The sequence below is a fragment of the Variovorax sp. MSC1_012 genome, from assembly GCF_023667525.1.
Taxonomy (GTDB): Bacteria; Pseudomonadota; Gammaproteobacteria; order Burkholderiales; family Burkholderiaceae_C; genus Variovorax; species Variovorax beijingensis_B.
The window spans coordinates 1,140,901-1,158,441 of the sequence record NZ_CM174443.1 but is presented as its reverse complement, the minus strand read 5'-3'; the positions used below and the strand labels follow the sequence as shown (position 1 = coordinate 1,158,441).

The 17,541-nt window shown below is 67.5% G+C and carries 21 protein-coding genes; 14 read left to right on the top strand and 7 right to left on the bottom strand.

Going from position 1 to position 17,541, the window contains the following annotated elements; genetic code table 11:
* Positions 1–45 precede the first annotated feature (45 nt).
* Positions 46–837: a sulfurtransferase gene (locus tag L1081_RS05375; RefSeq protein ID WP_489415533.1), complete on the top strand. Its 792-nt coding sequence runs from the start codon at positions 46–48 to the stop codon at positions 835–837.
* A 30-nt stretch (positions 838–867) separates the two neighbouring features.
* Here the strand turns inward: L1081_RS05375 and L1081_RS05370 are convergent, their stop codons facing one another.
* From L1081_RS05370 to L1081_RS05355, 4 genes are all read right to left on the bottom strand, one after another.
* On the bottom strand, positions 868–1,791 hold the full coding sequence (locus L1081_RS05370) for a pirin family protein (protein ID WP_489415532.1): 924 nt from the start codon (positions 1,789–1,791) through the stop codon (positions 868–870).
* A gap of 25 nt (positions 1,792–1,816) precedes the next feature.
* The gene (locus tag L1081_RS05365; protein ID WP_489415531.1) at positions 1,817–2,368 is read right to left on the bottom strand and encodes an NAD(P)H-dependent oxidoreductase; all 552 of its coding nucleotides are present in this window, start codon (positions 2,366–2,368) and stop codon (positions 1,817–1,819) included.
* 31 nt (positions 2,369–2,399) lie between these two features.
* Positions 2,400–2,831, bottom strand: a complete 432-nt coding sequence (locus L1081_RS05360) for a DoxX family membrane protein (RefSeq protein ID WP_489415530.1) — start codon at positions 2,829–2,831, stop codon at positions 2,400–2,402.
* Positions 2,832–2,902: 71 nt separating this feature from the next.
* Positions 2,903–3,604 carry a pirin family protein gene (locus L1081_RS05355; RefSeq protein ID WP_489415529.1) on the bottom strand — a complete coding sequence of 234 codons (702 nt, stop codon included), beginning with the start codon at positions 3,602–3,604 and terminating at the stop codon, positions 2,903–2,905.
* A 176-nt stretch (positions 3,605–3,780) separates the two neighbouring features.
* Between L1081_RS05355 and L1081_RS05350 the strand changes: the two genes are divergently transcribed.
* The 6 genes from L1081_RS05350 to trmB all read left to right on the top strand — a co-directional run bounded on the left by L1081_RS05350 (position 3,781) and on the right by trmB (position 8,255).
* The gene (locus tag L1081_RS05350) at positions 3,781–4,734 is read left to right on the top strand and encodes a LysR family transcriptional regulator (RefSeq protein WP_307592466.1); all 954 of its coding nucleotides are present in this window, start codon (positions 3,781–3,783) and stop codon (positions 4,732–4,734) included.
* Between the two features lie 86 nt (positions 4,735–4,820).
* Positions 4,821–5,093: a type II toxin-antitoxin system prevent-host-death family antitoxin gene (locus L1081_RS05345; protein WP_489415528.1), complete on the top strand. Its 273-nt coding sequence runs from the start codon at positions 4,821–4,823 to the stop codon at positions 5,091–5,093.
* Positions 5,090–5,413, top strand: a complete 324-nt coding sequence (locus tag L1081_RS05340) for a type II toxin-antitoxin system RelE/ParE family toxin (RefSeq protein ID WP_489415527.1) — start codon at positions 5,090–5,092, stop codon at positions 5,411–5,413. Before L1081_RS05345 ends, L1081_RS05340 begins: the two co-directional genes overlap by 4 nt.
* A gap of 81 nt (positions 5,414–5,494) precedes the next feature.
* Positions 5,495–6,577: an FAD-dependent oxidoreductase gene (locus tag L1081_RS05335; protein ID WP_489415526.1), complete on the top strand. Its 1,083-nt coding sequence runs from the start codon at positions 5,495–5,497 to the stop codon at positions 6,575–6,577.
* Between the two features lie 8 nt (positions 6,578–6,585).
* A complete protein-coding gene (gene gluQRS, locus L1081_RS05330; RefSeq protein ID WP_489415525.1) occupies positions 6,586–7,509 on the top strand; it encodes a tRNA glutamyl-Q(34) synthetase GluQRS in 924 nt (307 codons plus the stop codon).
* Complete coding sequence (trmB, locus tag L1081_RS05325) at positions 7,509–8,255, top strand: tRNA (guanosine(46)-N7)-methyltransferase TrmB (protein WP_489415524.1); 747 nt, start codon at positions 7,509–7,511, stop codon at positions 8,253–8,255. Before gluQRS ends, trmB begins: the two co-directional genes overlap by 1 nt.
* Before the next feature lie 30 nt (positions 8,256–8,285).
* Here trmB and L1081_RS05320 read toward each other — a convergent pair whose 3' ends face one another.
* Entirely contained in the window at positions 8,286–8,897 is a 612-nt protein-coding gene (locus L1081_RS05320) for a hypothetical protein (RefSeq protein ID WP_489415523.1), read from the bottom strand.
* Positions 8,898–8,970: 73 nt separating this feature from the next.
* Entirely contained in the window at positions 8,971–9,342 is a 372-nt protein-coding gene (locus L1081_RS05315) for a hypothetical protein (RefSeq protein ID WP_489415522.1), read from the bottom strand.
* Between the two features lie 158 nt (positions 9,343–9,500).
* On the opposite strand from L1081_RS05315, the gene L1081_RS05310 reads away from it, so the two are divergent.
* On the top strand, positions 9,501–10,661 hold the full coding sequence (locus tag L1081_RS05310) for an ABC transporter substrate-binding protein (protein ID WP_489415521.1): 1,161 nt from the start codon (positions 9,501–9,503) through the stop codon (positions 10,659–10,661).
* A 4-nt stretch (positions 10,662–10,665) separates the two neighbouring features.
* Here L1081_RS05310 and L1081_RS05305 read toward each other — a convergent pair whose 3' ends face one another.
* Positions 10,666–11,385 (bottom strand): cyclic nucleotide-binding domain-containing protein, encoded by a 720-nt coding sequence (locus L1081_RS05305; RefSeq protein ID WP_489415520.1) that lies wholly within the window; start codon positions 11,383–11,385, stop codon positions 10,666–10,668.
* 101 nt (positions 11,386–11,486) lie between these two features.
* Here L1081_RS05305 and L1081_RS05300 point away from each other — a divergent pair, with 101 nt between their 5' ends.
* From L1081_RS05300 to tcuB, 6 genes are all read left to right on the top strand, one after another.
* Complete coding sequence (locus tag L1081_RS05300) at positions 11,487–12,077, top strand: HD domain-containing protein (protein WP_489415519.1); 591 nt, start codon at positions 11,487–11,489, stop codon at positions 12,075–12,077.
* 22 nt (positions 12,078–12,099) lie between these two features.
* Complete coding sequence (locus L1081_RS05295) at positions 12,100–12,867, top strand: class II aldolase/adducin family protein (RefSeq protein ID WP_489415518.1); 768 nt, start codon at positions 12,100–12,102, stop codon at positions 12,865–12,867.
* A 96-nt stretch (positions 12,868–12,963) separates the two neighbouring features.
* Positions 12,964–13,842, top strand: coding sequence for a bile acid:sodium symporter (locus tag L1081_RS05290; protein WP_489415517.1), 879 nt, complete (start codon positions 12,964–12,966; stop codon positions 13,840–13,842).
* A 7-nt stretch (positions 13,843–13,849) separates the two neighbouring features.
* Positions 13,850–14,776 carry a LysR substrate-binding domain-containing protein gene (locus L1081_RS05285; protein ID WP_489415516.1) on the top strand — a complete coding sequence of 309 codons (927 nt, stop codon included), beginning with the start codon at positions 13,850–13,852 and terminating at the stop codon, positions 14,774–14,776.
* Between the two features lie 77 nt (positions 14,777–14,853).
* Positions 14,854–16,284 (top strand): FAD-dependent tricarballylate dehydrogenase TcuA, encoded by a 1,431-nt coding sequence (gene tcuA, locus L1081_RS05280; protein WP_489415515.1) that lies wholly within the window; start codon positions 14,854–14,856, stop codon positions 16,282–16,284.
* A complete protein-coding gene (gene tcuB / locus L1081_RS05275) occupies positions 16,268–17,494 on the top strand; it encodes a tricarballylate utilization 4Fe-4S protein TcuB (RefSeq protein ID WP_489415514.1) in 1,227 nt (408 codons plus the stop codon). Before tcuA ends, tcuB begins: the two co-directional genes overlap by 17 nt.
* Positions 17,495–17,541 lie beyond the last annotated feature (47 nt).

Here is a 17,541-nt window from a genome sequence, read left to right as displayed (position 1 = left end):
CCGGCACTCCACGATGTGGGTTGGCAATCCCTACAATCGCGCCCCGTGCAAGAGATTTTGAATATTGCGGCCTACAAGTTCGTGGCCATCGACGACAGCCCCGTGCTGCGCGAAGACCTGCGCGAGCGCGCCCAGGCCCTGGGTCTCATGGGCACGATCCTGCTGGCGCCCGAGGGCATCAACCTGTTCCTGGCAGGGCTGCCCGATGCCGTGCGCAGCTTCGTGGCCGGCCTGCGCGCCGATGCGCGCTTCGCCGACCTCGAAACCAAGGAAAGCTGGTCCTCCGCGCAGCCCTTCCGCCGCATGCTGGTGAAGCTCAAGCGCGAGATCATCCGCATGGACCACCCGGCCATCCAGCCGGCGGCGGGCCGTGCGCCGGGCGTGGACGCGCCCACGCTCAAGCGCTGGCTCGACCAGGGCCATGACGACGAAGGCCGGGAAATCGCGCTGCTCGACACGCGAAACGACTTCGAGGTCGACGAAGGCAGCTTCGACGGCGCGATCGACTGGCGCATCACCAAATTCACCGAATTCCCGCCCGCGCTCAAGGCGCATCGCGCCGATTTCGCAGGCAAGACGGTGGTGAGCTTCTGCACTGGCGGCATCCGCTGCGAGAAGGCGGCCATCCTGATGCGCGAGGAAGGCATCGAGAACGTGTTGCAGCTCGAGGGCGGCATCCTCAAATATTTCGAAGAGGTCGGCGGTGCGCACTACCACGGCGACTGCTTCGTGTTCGATGGCCGGCGCGCGCTGGCGCCTGACCTGAGCGCGCGTGCGGCCGATGCCAGTGCGCGCGCATCGGAAGACGTCGACCTGAGTAGCGGCCTGAAGAAATAGCCGGCGGATTGCCGGCCGTGCGCGCCGGAATCAGACCGGCGTGGTGCCCACGTCGGGCTCGCGCACGCCAAAGGGCTTGCCGGGCAGAGGAATGAATTCGGTCTCGCCAGGCACATGTCCCATGCGTTGCGCAGCCCAGTCGGAGCCGGCTTCGAGGATCCGTTCGCGCCGGCTCGAAACGAAATTCCAGGTGATGTAGCGCGGGCCGTCGAGCGGCTCGCCGCCGATCACCATCAGGCGCGCAGCGGTGTCGGAGGTCAGCACCGCGCCCTGGCCGTCAGGCAGCACCGCCATCGTGTGCGCGGGGATCGCTTCGCCATTGACACGCGCATCGGCATCGACGACATAGACGGCCAGTTCGGGTGCCAGCGCGGGCAGCTCGAACCGGCCGCCCGTGGGCAATGCGATGTCGAGGTAGATCGTCTGAGACAGTGTCTTCACGGGCGAATGCGCGCCAAAGGCCTCGCCCACCAGCACGCGCACTGCCACGCCCTGCTCCACCACCTCGGGGATCGCGCTGGCCGGCGTGTGCTCGAAGCTCGGCTCGGTTTCTTCGTGCGCCTGCGGCAAGGCAGCCCAGAGCTGCAGCCCGTGGTTCACGTAGGTGTCGGCCTTGAGGCGTTCGGGCTTGCGCTCGGAGTGCACGATGCCGCGCCCCGCGGTCATCCAGTTGATGGCGCCAGGCAGGATCTCCTGCACGCTGCCGAGGCTGTCGCGATGCATCATCGCACCCTCGAAAAGATAGGTGACCGTGGACAGGCCGATGTGCGGATGCGGCCGTACGTCGTGCTCCGTGCCGGGCTGCTCGGTGGCCGGCCCGAAGTGGTCGAAGAACACGAACGGGCCCACCGAGCGGCGCTGCGCCGCCGGCAGCAGGCGCCGCACCTTGAAGCCGCCGCCCAGGTCCTTGTCGTGTGGTTGAAGCAATTGGGTCTGTGCGGCGGCATCGGTCATCGGGGGCTCCGTGGGTGATTGGGTTTTATCCGCGTGATCTTGCCACTGTGGCAATACGCTCGCCGAATGCCCTTGCAGTGTCGAAGTCGCCCTTGAACATCTCGGCCGGGCTCGCGTCCGAAGGCGACTGCGTCAGCAGGCCGCCGTAACCGCCCACGTAGTTCATCGAATCGCGCGTGGCCGCCTTGTTGTTGGTCGGCAGGATGCCCATGCTGACCCAGAGGCCGCTGTGCTGCATCGCAAGCGTCCACAGGTAGGCGATGGTCGCGACCTTGTCGCCGTTCATGGTGGCGCTGTTGGTGAAGCCCGCGAAGAGCTTGTCCTTCCAGCCCTGCGTGTACCAGACCTTCGACGACGCATCGGCGAACTTCTTGAACTGCCAGCTCACGCCGCCCATGTAGGTCGGCGAGCCGAAGATGATCGCGTCGGCCGCGGCCAGCGTCTCCCAGCCGCCTTCGGGCAGGTTGCCATCGGCGTCGATGGCGAGCAGCTGCGCGTCCGCGCCATCGGCCACGGCCTGCGCCACGCGCTGGGTATGGCCGTAGCCGGAATGAAAGACAACGACGATATTTGCCATGTTCAGGGACTCCTTTGTTCGGGTTGTGGAATCAGCGCTTGTCGATGCTGAAGCGGCCCGGGCCGAAGGCGGCAATGGCGAGCAGGCCACCAGCGATGGCGATGTTCTTGTTGAAGTTGATCTGCTGCATCATCTTCATCGCATCGGGCACGGCCCAGTACTTGTGGAAGAACAGCGCGGTGGCCACGGTGAAGATCGCCATCGCAACGGCGGTCCAGCGGGTCTTGAAGCCCACCAGCAGCGCAATGCCGAGGACGAGTTCGACCAGGATGGCAATCGCGGCCGCCACTTCGGGCAGCGGCAGGCCCGCCGAGTTGATGTAGCCCACGGTGCCCGCAAAGCCCATGAGCTTGCCGATGCCGGCCGGGATGAACAGGTACGCGATCAGGATGCGGCCGACCAGCGCCAGCGTGTCCTGGGCTGCATTGGGGGTGGTGGTGGTGGTTGCAGTCGTTGTTGCCATGGTTGAGAACTCCTCGGGTTGTTGAAATTCAAATAAAAGAAGAGACCGGGCCGCATGCGCCCGGCCAGGGATCATGCCGCCAGGTCGAACACCAGCACTTCGGCATCCTTGCCGGCGCCGAGCGTGAGCTGCGATTCGCCTTCGAGCATCGCGGCGTCGCCGCCTGCGAGCTTCTGGCCATTGACTTCGAGCTCGCCGCGCACCAGGTGCACGTAGCTCTTGCGCCGTGGGTCGAGCGCCAGGCTGGCCTTCTCGTCGCCGTCGAGCAGGCCTGCGAAGAGGCGCGCATCGGCATGCACCGTGACCGAGCCGTCGGTACCGTCGGGCGAGGCCACCAGGCGCAGCTTGCCGCGCTTTTCGGCGTCGCTGAACTTCTTTTGCTCGTAGCCGGGCGCAATGCCGCGCACGTTGGGCTCGATCCAGATCTGCAGGAAGTGCGTGGTCTCGTCGGCCTTGTGGTTGAACTCGCTGTGCATCACGCCGCGCCCTGCGCTCATGCGCTGCACGTCGCCCGGTGGAATGGACTCCACGTTGCCCATGCTGTCCTTGTGCGCCAGTTCGCCGGAGAGCACGTAGCTGATGATCTCCATGTCCTTGTGGCCATGGGTGCCGAAGCCGGCGCCCGCGGCCACGCGGTCTTCGTTGATCACCCGCAGGTTGCCGAAGCCCATGTGGGCCGGGTCGTAGTAGCCGGCAAAGGAAAAGCTATGGAACGAGCGCAGCCAGCCATGGTCGGCATAACCGCGTTCCTGTGATTTACGGACTTGCAACATCGTCAAACTCCTTCGGCCCTGCCCCGTGGGGATGTTCGGGCCTTCTTCGTATGCCGCGCCGGATGCGCAGCGGATGTGAAGAACTTTAGGCCCGCACCTCATCGATAAAAGCGCCTGGTTTTGATGGCATCATTCAAATTTTTTGATCGATCGATTCACCGGTCGAAGGAGCCGCCATGCCCAGTGCCAGAGACGTACTGACCCCCGACGCGCTCGCCATGCTTCAGACCGTGGCCGGCACCGGCAGCTTTGCCGGCGCGGCGCGCGCGCTCAACCTGGTGCCCAGCGCGCTCAGCTACCGCGTGCGCCAGATCGAGGATGCGCTCGACGTGTTGCTGTTCGACCGCAGCGCGCGCCAGGCCCGCATCACGGAGGCCGGCGCCGAGCTGCTGCGCGAGGCGGCGCGGCTGCTCGGCGAGATCGATGCGGTGGCCAACCGCGTCAAGCGCGTGGCCACCGGCTGGGAGCCGATGCTCACCATTGCGGTCGACAGCGTGATCGCGCGCGACCCGCTGCTCGACCTGGCCACGGCCTTCTTCGCGCTCGATCCGCCCACGCGGCTCAAGCTGCGCGACGAGACACTGCTCGGCACCATCGAGGCGCTGACCAGCGGCGAGGCCGACCTGGCCATTGGCGCGGTGCTCGATGCGGCGAGCCTGGCCTTCACCGCCACCGGCATCCGCAGCCGGCCGATCGGCGAGTTGTGTTTCGTCTATGCGGTGGCGCCGCACCATCCGCTCGCGCGCCTGCCCGAGCCATTGACCGATGCGGTGCTGCGCCAGCATCGCGCGGTGGCGGCCGCCGACTCGGTGCGCAGCGGGCCGAGCATGACGGTCAACCTGGTCGGCGGACAGGACGTGCTCACGGTGCCGAGCATGCAGGCCAAGCTGAACGCGCAGCTGCACGGACTGGGCGGCGGCTTTCTGCCCGAGCCGATGGCGCGGCCCTACATCGAGGCCGGCCACCTGGTCGAGCGCAAGACCGAACGCCAGCCGCCGCTGGCCACCATGCACTGCGCCTGGCGCGTGCGCAGCGCGGGCGGGCCGGGCCGCGCGCTCGAATGGTGGCTCGCGCAGTTCGAGCACGAGGCCACGCGGCGGGCTTTGCTGGAGCGGCACCGGGGGCGGTAAGGCTACGTCATAGGGGATTGCCGATCGGATCGAATTCAGTCCAAAATCAGTCCTTGCTCGATCCATCAAGTTGCGGGATTCCGCCCATGAAGTTCTCCACTCAAGTCAAACCCATTAGTTACCTCAAGAGCCACGCCGCCGAGATCGTGAAGACGATCTCCGAAAACCGTGAGCCGATGGTGATCACGCAGAACGGCGAAGCCAAGCTCGTGGTCATGGATGTCCGTTCTTACGAAGAGCAGGAGGAGACGCTTGCCTTGCTGAAAATCCTGGCCCTCGGCCATCGCGAGATCGAGCAGGGCCAGTTCCGCTCCGCGGCGGAAGTCCTTGCAAGGCTGGACGACGAAGACACGCAGTGAAGGTCGTGTTCCTGCGGTCCGCTGAGTCCGACCTGATGGACTTGCGGCGCTACATCGTGAAGAACTTCGGCACTGGCACATGGATGACCAGCTACGGAAAAATCAAGGATTCGATCGCGCTCATTGCAGCCCATCCGCACGCAGGCAGGATCCCCAGCGAACTCGAGAATCTGAACATCGCCCAATACCGGCAGGTCATCTCGGGCTTGAATCGCATCATCTACGAGGTTCGCGAGGACACGGTCTACATCCACGTGGTCTGCGACACGCGGCGGGACTTGAAGAACCTGCTCATGCGGCGCATGACGGGTCCGAGATGACAGCATCAGGACAGGCCGGCGGACCGATGTAGAGTCCAGACACATCCACCCGCATCTCCCTCGAAAAGAAAAGAGTCCCTCATGACCACTCGCGCAACTGCAAAGGCGGCCGACCGCCACCGAACCCCCGCCGCTCCACGCCACTACGCCGTCGTCGGCGCCGGCATTGCCGGAGTCGCCTGCGCCCGGACGCTGGTGCAGGCCGGCCACAAGGTCACGGTGTTCGAACGCGAGGCCGCGCCCGGCGGGCGCATGGCGAGCGTCGACACCGCCTTCGGCCGCTTCGACAGCGGCGCGCAGTACTTCACCGTGCGCGATCCGCGCTTTGCGCTGGCGCTCGAGGCCACGCCCAATCTCTGCCGTCCCTGGAGCGCCAACCTCGTGCGCGTGCTCGATGCGCACGGCCGCGTGGCCGAGGCCGCATTGCCGGGGCGCGAATCGCACTGGGTGGCCCAGCCGGGCATGGACGCCCTGGTGGCCCACTGGGCCGCGCCGCTGGGCGACAGCCTCGTGGTCGACACGCAGGTCACGCAGATCGAAGCCGACGCGCTCGACCCCAGGCGCTGGCAGCTGCGCACCGCCGGTGAAGACGATTCGCAGCACGTGTACTCGGGCTTCGACGCCGTGCTGCTGGCCGTGCCGCCCTCGCGCACGCGCGCGCTGCTGGGCGACGGCAAGCTCTCGGCCGCCATCAGCCAGAAGATCGAGCCGGTGCGCATCGCACCCTGCTGGACGCTGATGATCGCATTCCCGCAGGCCAACCAGGCCAACATGTCGCACCTCGGCCCGCAATGGAATGCGGCGCGCAGCACCCACCACCGCGTGGCGTGGCTCGCGCGCGAATCGTCCAAGCCCGGCCGCGAACGCGTCGAGCGCTGGACGCTGCAGGCCAGCGCAACCTGGTCGCAGGAACACCTGCGCGACGACGCCGCGCGCGTCGAGGCCAAGCTGCTGCGCGCCTTCGCCGAGATCACCGGCATCCATGCCGCGCCGACGCACGCCCGGGCACGCTGCTGGCCCGAAGCCCAGACCCAGGTTCCAGTGGGCAAGAGCCACCTGTGGGACGCCAAGGCCCGCATCGGCGTGGCCGGCGACTGGTGCACCGGGCACCGGGTCGAGGACGCGTTCCTCTCGGGCCTTTCGCTGGCGCTCGCAGTGATCTGATTCCGCGGATGCGGGAGACCGGCCGTTTTGCGCCCTCGCCCACCGGCGCGCTGCATGCCGGCTCGCTGGTGGCTGCGCTCGCAAGCTGGCTCGACGTGCGCGCGCGCGGACCGCAGGCGCGCTGGCTGATCCGCATCGAGGACGCCGACACCGAACGCTGCCTGCCCGGCATGGGCGAGCGCATCCTCCGGCAATTGGCCGACTGCAGCCTGCTGCCCGACGAAGCGCCGGTGTGGCAGACGCAACGCACCGCGCGCTATGAAGCCGCGCTGGCAAGGCTGCAGGCCCTTGGCCTTGCCTACCCCTGCGGCTGTTCACGCAAGGACATCGACGAGGCGCTGGCACGGCTCGGCCGGCCGCACACGCGCCATGGCGAGCGGGTCTATCCCGGCACCTGCCGCGACGGGCTACAGGGCAAACCCGCACGCGCCTGGCGCTTTGCCACCGAGAAGTTCGAATCCGCCCAGCCGGCATTGGCGGCCGGCGAACTCTGCTGGACCGACCGCCGCCTCGGCCGCCAATGCCAGGACGTGAGCCGCGAGGTCGGCGACTTCGTGCTGCGCCGCGCCGATGGCCCGTGGGCCTACCAGCTCGCGGTGGTGGTCGACGACGCGGAGCAGGGCGTGACCGACGTAGTGCGCGGCGAAGACCTGGCTGACAACACCGCGCGCCAGATCCTGCTGCAGCGCGCGCTCGGCCTGCCGACGCCCAGCTACCTGCACACGCCGCTGGTGTGCGGCGCCGATGGCGACAAGCTCTCCAAGCAGAACGGCGCCACCGCCATCGACACCGCAACGCCCGAAGCCGCCCTGGCCGCCCTCGACGCGGCCGCGCGCGTGCTCGGGCTGCGCGCAACCACGGCAGCTTCCTGCGCGCCTGCATTGGCCAGCTGGGTGCCCGAATGGCGCGATCTCTACAATTCGTGGCCGTAATGACCTTTCCCGACACCGTGCCCCACGATTCCCCGCCAAGCGACGACGACGCGGCCGACAGCAACAAGCCGCATCCGCTGCACCGCCGCCTCAAGAGCTTCGTGAAGCGCGCCGGCCGCACCACCGACGGCCAGGCGCGCGCCTTTGCCGAGCTGGGTCCGCTGTTCCTCATCCCCTACAAGCCCGAGCCGCTCGACTTGACGGCGGCCTTCGGCGGCCGCGCCGGCCCGACCGTGCTCGAGATCGGCTTTGGCATGGGCGAGGCCACCGCGCACATCGCCACCGTGCTGCCCGAGACCAACTTCCTGTGCTGCGAAGTGCACGAGCCCGGCGTGGGTGCGCTGCTCAAGCGCATCGGCGAGCAGTCGATCACCAACATCCGCATCTGCGCGCACGATGCGGTCGACGTGCTCGACCACATGCTGCAGCCCGGCTCGCTGGCGGGCGTGCATGTGTTCTTTCCCGACCCCTGGCACAAGAAGCGCCACAACAAGCGCCGCCTGATCCAGCCCGAGTTCGTGAAAAAGCTCGCCGGGCACCTGCAGCCGGACGGCTACATCCATTGCGCCACCGACTGGCAGCCCTACGCCGAGCAGATGCTCGAGGTGCTGTCCGCCGAGCCGCTGCTGCGCAACACGGCCGAAGGCTACGCGCCCAAGCCGGAGTACCGGCCGCTCACCAAGTTCGAGAACCGCGGCATCAAGCTGGGCCACGGCGTCTGGGACCTGGTGTTCCGGCGCGCCTGAAGCCCACGGCGTCCAGACTGCGGGCCGCTGTTACTGCCGCCCGACGCTGATTGAACAGGCGGTACTTTCTCCATCTGCCGAGGCTGGCATGAACCGGGGCAAGACCGCTTGCAGGCGATCGAACGCGTCCGTGACCACCCGGGCCACCGCAACCGCCCTCTCCTTTTCGGTGAGCGCAAGGGACTCGTCATATGCTTTCTGCATGGCTGCTTTCATCACTGCCTTCGGCGCAGTCGCCTTGACAGCCAGCAACTGATCCCAAGGACTGGCAATCGAGATGCGGCCGGTCGCGGACTTGCCTTCGATCTGCTCCAGATCGAGAGTGGCGGCCTCGAACATCGTCGGGTCCGGCCCCCGAAGCGAATAGATCCTGCGATCGTGCTCACGAAGACATGGAAGCCGCTCTGCCGATGGGCTCCATCCCACGCGCACGCTGAAGCAACGCTCGACACCCTCGCCCGGCTGCCAAACGAGCCAGACCACCAAGCCTGGCCGCACCGCGTTCCTGTAGAGCATCGAGCCGACGAAGACTTCACGATCCGGGTCCCCCTTCGGCATCGTGACGCTGCTGAACGAGGGAAGGTGCTCGCGCATGCCGGCCTTCACTTCTGCAACCCAAATCGACTTGTAGGCTTTGTCCACGACAAAAATGGGAACGTAGGGGTGTATGACAAATGGGGGGAGGTGCCCGTCTCGCGGTTTTGAAGCGAAGGCTTCAGCCCGCGCCAGGCTGCAACCACTTCAGGACGCCATCGTTCGACTTGTCCGGCTCCGGCAGGCCCAGCGGCTGAAGTATCGCAAGCAGGTCGCGCATGTGGACCTTGGGCTTGCCGGCGTTCGTCTCGATGATCTCGAGCGAAAACTCCAGGGAATATGGAAAGTCGTCGTAGTTCGTGACCATCGCGTACCGGCGCGACGGCAGCTGAAGCATGAAGTGGCGCCCCGCGCGAGGGGAGCCGATGGTTGCCTTGAACCGCGTGCTTCTGGCCTGAAAAATTTGCAGCGCGGCCTCATAGGAGCTGTTGTCGATGTGACAGGGATGGAGGTTGGGACGCCGCTGCCCACGCATAGCGACCACGATGGGCATGCTTGACGAAGCAGAAGCGAGAGGCATTGGCTGGTGAACGAGGAAGGGGCCGGGCCCATGCTAGCGGAAGCAACTGGCGTAGAACATCCGTCGAGACTCTCTTCTCCACAGGCACCGAACTTGCTACACTTTTTTACTACTGTTAAAAAAGGTGACCCATGGACAGTTCTCGCAGGGAATGGCTGGGCAAGGCGTGCGGGGCGCTGCTGCTGGGCGGCGGCGTCCATCTTCCAGCACTGTCGCAATCGTCGGGCCGGGCCGCGGGCGCACGGGTGGTCGTGCTGGGCCAGTCGGTGCCGCTGACGGGCGCAGCCGGCGAGATCGGGCTGGCCTTCGCGGCCGGCAGCCGGCTCGCGGTGGCCGACTTCAACGAGCGCAATGCCGCGAGCGGCCTGCAGCTCAAGCTGCTGCAGCTCGACGACGGCTACGACGCGGGCCGGGCCGCCGCCAACGCGCGCACGCTGCTCGGCGCCGACAAGGCCGACATGCTGTTCGGCTTCGTGGGCACCGCCAGCAGCGACGCCGGCGCCAACGTGGCGGCGCAGCAGGGCAGCCTGCTGTTCGCGCCCTTTGCCGCCGCCGATGCGCTGCGCGAGGCCAGCCACCCCAACGTGTTCCACGTGCGTCCCGGCATGATCGACGAGGCGCTGAAGATCGTGCGCCAATGCGCCACCGTGGGGCAGACGCGCATCGCACTGGTGGGCGACGATGACGCCATGGGCCGCGCCGGCCTGGCCGCCGTCCAGCAGGCCATCACCGAGCTGAAGCTGCCCGCGCTGGTGGCCTCGGCCATGGTGCCGGCCGGCGCCAACAAGCTCGACGCTGCGCTGAAGACGGTTCTGCAGCAGACGCCGCAGGCCATCGTGCTGGTGTCGCTCTCGGGCACCACGGCCAACGCGATCCGCAAGCTGCGCAAGAGCGGCTACAGCGGCAGCTTCATGGCCTTCTCGATCGTGGGCATCGACCCGCTCTATGCCGAACTGGGCAAGGACATTGGCGGCATCGTGATCTCGCAGGTGGTGCCGTCGCCGCGGCCCTCGGCCATCCCGATCGTCAAGGAGTACCGCGCCGCGGTCGACAACTCCGACCAGACGCCCTCGTACGAAGGCCTCGAGGGCTTCATCGCGGTCAAGGTGGCGGGCGAAGCGGTGCGCCGCGCGGGCCGCGGCTTCACGACCGCGAGCCTGCAGCGCGTAATGACCGCCATGACCGACTACGACGTGGGCGGCTTCCGCGTCAACCTGCGCCCGGGCCTGCGCGATGCCTCGCGCACCATCGACCTGATCAGCATCTCGGCCGACGGCCGCGTACTGCGCTGAGGCGCTATCCGGTGCTCACCAGCGCCTGCAGCGCATCGAGCGACCTGAGCTCGATGCGCCCGTAGCCCAGCGCCAGCACCCCCTCGTCCGCCAGTGCATTGAGCTCCTTCGAGAGCGTCTGGCGCGTGACGCCGAGCATCATCGCCAGCGCCTCCTGCGGCAGCATCAGCGTGCGGCGCAGCTGCACCGACTGCGTGGCGTCGCCGCGCGCCAGCACCAGCAGCCGGTGCGCCACGCGCGCGCGCAGGCTGCGCAGCGTGGCGTCTTCGGTGAGGCCGTAGAGCATGCGCACGCGCGCGGCCAGCATGGCGGCGATCGCATTGGCAAAGACCACGTCGCGCATCTGCTGGGCAAAGGCTTCCGGCGGCACCACCAGCAGGTCGAGCGCCTCCAGCGCGGTGGCGTCGTGCGTGCGCGGCGAGCCGTCGATCAGCGTGATCTCGCCGAACCAATTGCCGGGCTCGAGCACCGCAAGAATGGCCTCGCGCCCGTCCTGCCGCAGCGACGAGATCTTGATCGTGCCCGCCAGCAGGCCATAGAAGCCGCCGCCCGCGGCATGGATCGGATCGCCCTGGCGGAACACCATCGCGCCGCGCCGCACGTGAATGAGTTCGCCCGCGCCTAGCAGTGCTTCGCGCTGCGCGCGCGGCATGCTGGTGAACCATGGATTGCGCTCCATCGCAGCGCGGTGCACAGGGGAAAGACGCGGTTTGGAAGGCGGCATGCGGGGGTTTACCAGAGCCTTGCATTGTCAAATTCTTGACAGTTGAACGTCAAGCCCGGGTCTACAGTGGCCGCTCCCCCCAGGAACACGGAGACAACACGATGAGCGAACGGGCAGGTTTCAGGAGCATGCAGGAGAGCACGCGCGAAGACTGGCAACTGATCGGCGGCGAGTTCAGGCAGTTCGCGGGCGGCCTGCCCGCGCGCGTGATCAGGCACCTGCAGATCCTCGAAGGCGACTACGGCGGCTTTCCGGTCGACCGCTACACCCATTCGCTGCAGACCGCCACGCGCGCGCTGCGCGACGGCCGCGACGAGGAATACGTGGTGTGCGCGCTCCTGCACGACATCGGCGACACGCTCGGCAGCTTCAACCACCCCGACATTGCCGCGGCCATCCTCAAGCCCTTCGTGAGCGAGGCCAACCACTGGATGGTGCAGCACCACGGCATCTTCCAGGGCCACTACTTCTTCCATCACATCGGCCTGGACCGCAACATGCGCGACGGCTTCAAGGACCATCCGCACTACGAGCGCACGGCCGAGTTCTGCGCGCTCTACGACAACCCGGCCTTCGACCCCCGCGCCGAGACGCTGCCCATCAGCGAATTCGAGCCCATGCTGCGGCGCCTGATGGCGCAGCCGAAGCAGAGCATCTACAAGGCCGCCCTGAAGGAGCCGGCCGCGGCCTGACCCCACAAGGAACCAACCCACCATGAACGCAAACTCCCAATCCGAAATCCAGAAGCTCGTCTCCGCCGAAGAATGGCAGCTGCGCGTCGACCTTGCCGCGTGCTATCGCCTGGTGGCGCTCTACGGCTGGAGCGACCTGGTCTTCACGCACATCAGCGCGCGCATTCCCGGGCCCGACCACCACTTCCTGATCAACCCCTACGGCCTGATGTTCGACGAGATCACCGCGTCGAGCCTGGTCAAGGTCGACCAGCAGTGCAACAAGATCATCGACTCGCCCTACCCCGTGAACCCGGCCGGCTTCGTGATCCACAGCGCCGTGCATGCGGCACGCGAAGACATCCAGTGCGTGCTGCACACCCACACCAGGGCCGGCATCGCGGTGAGCGCGCAGAAGAACGGCGTGCTGCCCATCAGCCAGCAGTCGACCTTCGTGCTGGCATCGCTGGCCTACCACGACTACGAAGGCGTGGCCTTCCGCGACGACGAGAAGCCGCGCCTGCAGGCCGACATGGGCAACGCCAATTTCCTGATGCTGCGCAACCATGGCCTGCTGACTTGCGGCAAGACCATTGCCGACGCCTTCCTTTCGATGTACACCTTCGAGAACACCTGTCAGATCCAGATCGCAGCGCAGTCGGGCGGCGGCGAACTCACGCAGGTGAACCCCAAGATCGTCGAGGGCGTGGGCCAGGCGATGAAGGTGCAGACCGGCGGCCTGGGCGGGCAGTTCGTCTGGCCTTCGCTGATCCGCAAGCTCGACCGCATCGACGACAGCTACAAGCAATAAGCAGCGCCGATCCCGGTTTCCACGGCTGCCAGCGCCTGCGCGACGGGTGCCGGCAGCCATTTTTTCAGAAGAACCAGAAAGAAGAGACAACAAGCCATGGACGCTGCGCTCATCGTGACCCGCTTCCTGTTCGGCGCGCTCGCGCTGGTGATGTTCGGGCTCGGGCTGTCGCTTTCGCTGGACGACTTCCGGCGGCTCTTCAAGCACCCCAAGGCGGTAACCATCGCGCTCCTTCTGCAGGTCGTCGGGCTGCCGCTCGCGTGCTACGCGATCATCGTGGGCTTCGGGCTCTCGCCGGTGTTCGCGGTCGGCCTCATGCTGCTTGCGGCATCGCCGGGCGGCATCTCGGCCAACCTGTTCTCGCACCTGTTCGGCGGCAACGTGGCCATGAACATCTCGCTCACGGCCGTGAACACGCTGCTGTCGATCGTCACGCTGCCGCTGATCGCCAACTGGGCCATCGGGCACTTCGCGCAAGGCGGCCAGGTAGTGCCGCTGCAGACGCGCAAGCTGGTGGAGGTGATCGCGATCGTGCTGGTGCCGGTGGCCATCGGCATGTTCGTGGCCTCGCGCAGGCCCGGCTTTGCGGCGCGCATGGAAAAGCCGACCAAGATCTTCAGCGCCATAGTGCTCGCGGTGGTGACGGTGCTGGCCATCGCGAACGAGTGGAAGACCATCACGGCGACCTTCGCGGAGATCGGACTGCCGGTGCTGCTGTTCAACCTGCTGAGCCTGCTCGCGGGCTATTACCTGAGCCGCGCCGCGGGCCTCGACAAGCCGCTGGCCACGGCCATCAGCTACGAGATCGGCATCCACAACTCCACGCTGGCCATCTTCATCGCGGTGAGCGTGCTCGGCAGCTTTCCGCTCGCGCTGCCGGCGGCCATCTATTCGGTGGTGATGTACATCACGGCGCCGCTGTTCGGCTGGCTGCTGCTGCGCCAGCGCCAACCGGTGGCCGTTCCTGCGCGATGATGCGTGCATGGAACTCCGGCAACTGCGCTACTTCGTCAAGGTCTGCGAACTCCGCAGCATGGGCCGCGCGGCCGTCGAGCTGGGCGTGGTCACCTCGGCGCTGAGCCAGCAGATCAGCCGGCTCGAAGGCGAGCTCTCCACGCGGCTGCTGCAGCGCAGCTCGACCGGCGTCGTGCCCACCGATGCCGGCCTGGCCTTCCTGCACCAGGCGCAGCTCACGCTGCGCCATGCCGACGACGCGGTGCGCGCGGCGCAGCAGGCGCGCCTCTCGGGCCATGTGAGCGTGGGCCTCGCGCCCACCACGGCCACCGTGCTCGGTGTGCCGCTGATGCGCGCCATGCAGGAGCGCTACCCGGAAGTGCGGCTGCACATGGTCGAGGCGCTGTCGGGCCATCTCACGACGATGCTGCATGCGCGCCAGCTCGACCTGGCGGTGCTGTTCCAGACCGACACGCCGCGGCGCTGGAGCGTCGCGCCGCTGCTGGCCGAGAAGCTGTTCGTGATCGCATCGCCGACACTGGACGGACGCCCCACGGGCACCCGCGTGCGCCTGTCGCAGCTCGCCGAGGTTCCGCTGATCCTGCCGAGCGGCAGCCACGGCCTGCGCGCCACGCTGATGGCGGCCTTCGCCCGGGCTCGCATCCAGCCGCGCATCGTTGCCGAGGTCGACGGCCTCGCGCTGCTGATGGACGCGGTGCGCGCGGGCTACGGCGCCACCGTGCAGCCCGGCGCCGCCACGGCCCGGCACGACCAGGGCGACCTGGAGCTCACGCAGATCAGCGATGCGCACGTGGGGCGCCGCAACCTGCTCGTGAGCCTGTCCGACGACGAGCTTTCGCCGGCCGCGCTGGCCGCACGCGTGGTGGTTGCCGACACGGCGCGCGCGCTGGTGCGCGAGGGCCGCTGGACCGGCGCAAGTCTTCTCGATCACTGAACACCCGTTGCCTCTTTCGCCCTTTCGCGTGAAGGCCGCACTCCCTAGAGTCCCCTGGATTCAAAGGAGACCCACAAGTGATCGACGTACTGGTTGTCGGTGGCGGCAATGCCGCACTGTGCGCCGCGCTGATGGCGCGCGAGGCCGGCGCTTCGGTGCTGCTGCTGGAAGCCTCGCCCAAAGAATGGCGCGGCGGCAATTCGCAGCACACCCGCAACCTGCGCTGCATGCACGACGCGCCGCAGGACGTGCTGGTCGAGGCCTACCCTGAAGAGGAGTACTGGCAAGACCTGCTGAAAGTGACTGGCGGCCTGACCGACGAGCACCTTGCGCGCCTGGTGATTCGCGCCTCGTCGAATTGCCGCGACTGGATGCGCCGCCATGGCGTGCACTTCCAGCCGCCGCTGTCGGGTGCGCTGCACGTGGCGCGCACCAATGCCTTCTTCATGGGCGGCGGCAAGGCGCTGGTGAATGCCTATTTCCGCAGCGCCGAAAAGCTGGGCGTGCAGATCCGCTACGGCACGCCCGTGGCCTCGGTGGAGCTCGACGGCGAGCGCTTCGTGGCCGTGCGCACCGAGGTCGGCGAGCGCATCGAAGCCAGGAGCTGCGTGCTGGCCGCGGGCGGCTTCGAATCGAACCGCGAATGGCTGCGCGAAGCCTGGGGCCGGAACGAGCGCGGCGAATGGCCGGCCGACAACTTCCTCGTCCGCGGCACGCGCTTCAACCAGGGCGTGCTGCTGAAGTACATGATCGAGGCCGGCGCCGACAGCATCGGCGATCCATCGCAGGGCCACATGGTGGCCATCGATGCGCGCGCGCCGCTCTACGACGGCGGCATCTGCACCCGCATCGACTGCGTGTCCCTCGGCGTGGTGCTCAACCGCGAGGCGCAGCGCTTCTACGACGAGGGCGAAGACTTCTGGCCCAAGCGCTACGCGATCTGGGGCCGGCTCGTGGCGCAGCAGCCGGGGCAGATCGCTTGGTCGGTCATCGACCAGAAGGCGGTCGGGCGCTTCATGCCGCCGGTCTTCACCGGCACGCAGGCAAGCACGCTCGGCGACCTTGCGCAGAAGATCGGCCTCGACGAAGCCACGTTCGTGCGCACCGTGCAGGACTACAACGCCGCCTGCCGCGTCGGCCGCTTCGACCACACTGCCCTCGACGACTGCCGCACCGAAGGCATCGCGCCCGCCAAGACGCACTGGGCGCGCCCGATCGACACCGCGCCCTTCTACGCCTACCCGCTGCGGCCTGGCATTACCTTCACGTATCTCGGCCTGAAGGTGGACGAGACCACGGCCGTGCGCTTTGGCGGCCGGCCCAGCCCCAACCTGTTCGTGGCCGGCGAAATGATGGCCGGCAACGTGCTCGGCAAGGGCTACACGGCCGGCGTGGGCATGAGCATCGGCACGGCCTTCGGCCGCATCGCGGGCACGCAGGCGGCACGCGCAGCAAAGAACCATTCGAAAAAGAATTCCCCGGAGACCGCTCTTGCAGCAACTCACTGACCTGGCCGCACGCGCCCGTGCCGATGCCGACGGCATCGGCAGCGCCTCGGCGCGCGTGATTCCCATCCGCCCGGCCCTGCCGCTCGCCGCCAGCGAAGCCGAGGTCGCGCGCATCCTGCAGATCTGCAACGCCTGCCGGTATTGCGAAGGCTTCTGCGCCGTGTTCCCCGCAATGACCAGGCGGCTCGAATTCGGCAAGGCCGACACGCACTACCTGGCCAACCTGTGCCACAACTGCGGCTCCTGCCTGCATGCCTGCCAATATGCGCCGCCGCACGAGTTTGCGGTGAACGTGCCGCAGGCGATGGCGCAGGTGCGCCTGCAGACCTACCACGACTACGCCTGGCCGCCCGCGATGGGGGCGCTGTACAGGAGGGCCGGCCTCACCGTTGCGCTGGCGCTGGCGGGCGGGCTCGCGCTGTTCCTGGTGCTGGCCGTGGCGATGACGGGCGCGCTGCTGCACGAACCGCTCGCGGGCAACTTCTACGCGATCTTTCCGCACAACTTTCTCGCGCTGGTGTTCGGTGTGGTGTTTGCCTTCGTGGTGTTCGCGCTGGCGATGGGCGTGCGGCGCTTCTGGCGCGAGGTGTCGCCAGCGCAGGAGAACGCGCCGGGCGAAGTGGCCGGCGTGCGCGCCGCCGCCGGCGCCGAGGCCGCGCACGACGTGCTGCGCCTCAGCTACCTGGACGGCGGCCATGGCGAGGGCTGCAACAACGACGACGACCGCTTCACGCTCTGGCGCCGGCGTTTCCACCACTTCACCTTCTACGGCTTCATGCTGTGCTTCGCCTCCACCTGCGTGGCAACGCTCTACCACTACCTTCTTGGCCTGCACGCGCCCTATGCGCTCACGAGCCTGCCGGTGCTGCTGGGCATCGCGGGCGGCGTCGGCCTGGTGATCGGCCCGGTCGGCCTGCTGTGGATGAACCTGCGGCGCAACGCGGCGCATGGCGACGTGGCGCAGCGGCCGATGGACCGCGGCTTCATCGCGCTGCTGCTGCTCACCAGCGTGACCGGCCTGGCCCTGCTCGCCTGGCGCGACACCGCCTTCATGGCACTGCTGCTCGCGGTGCACCTGGGCGTGGTGATGGCGCTGTTCCTCACGCTGCCCTACGGCAAGTTCGCGCACGGCATCTTCCGCTCGGCGGCGCTGCTCAAGTTCGCGATCGAAAAACGCCTGCCCAGCCGTCTGCAGCTGGGCGCCGAGTGAATGAACCGACTCCTCCGATCGAAGAAAGGGAGCGCGCGATGACCATC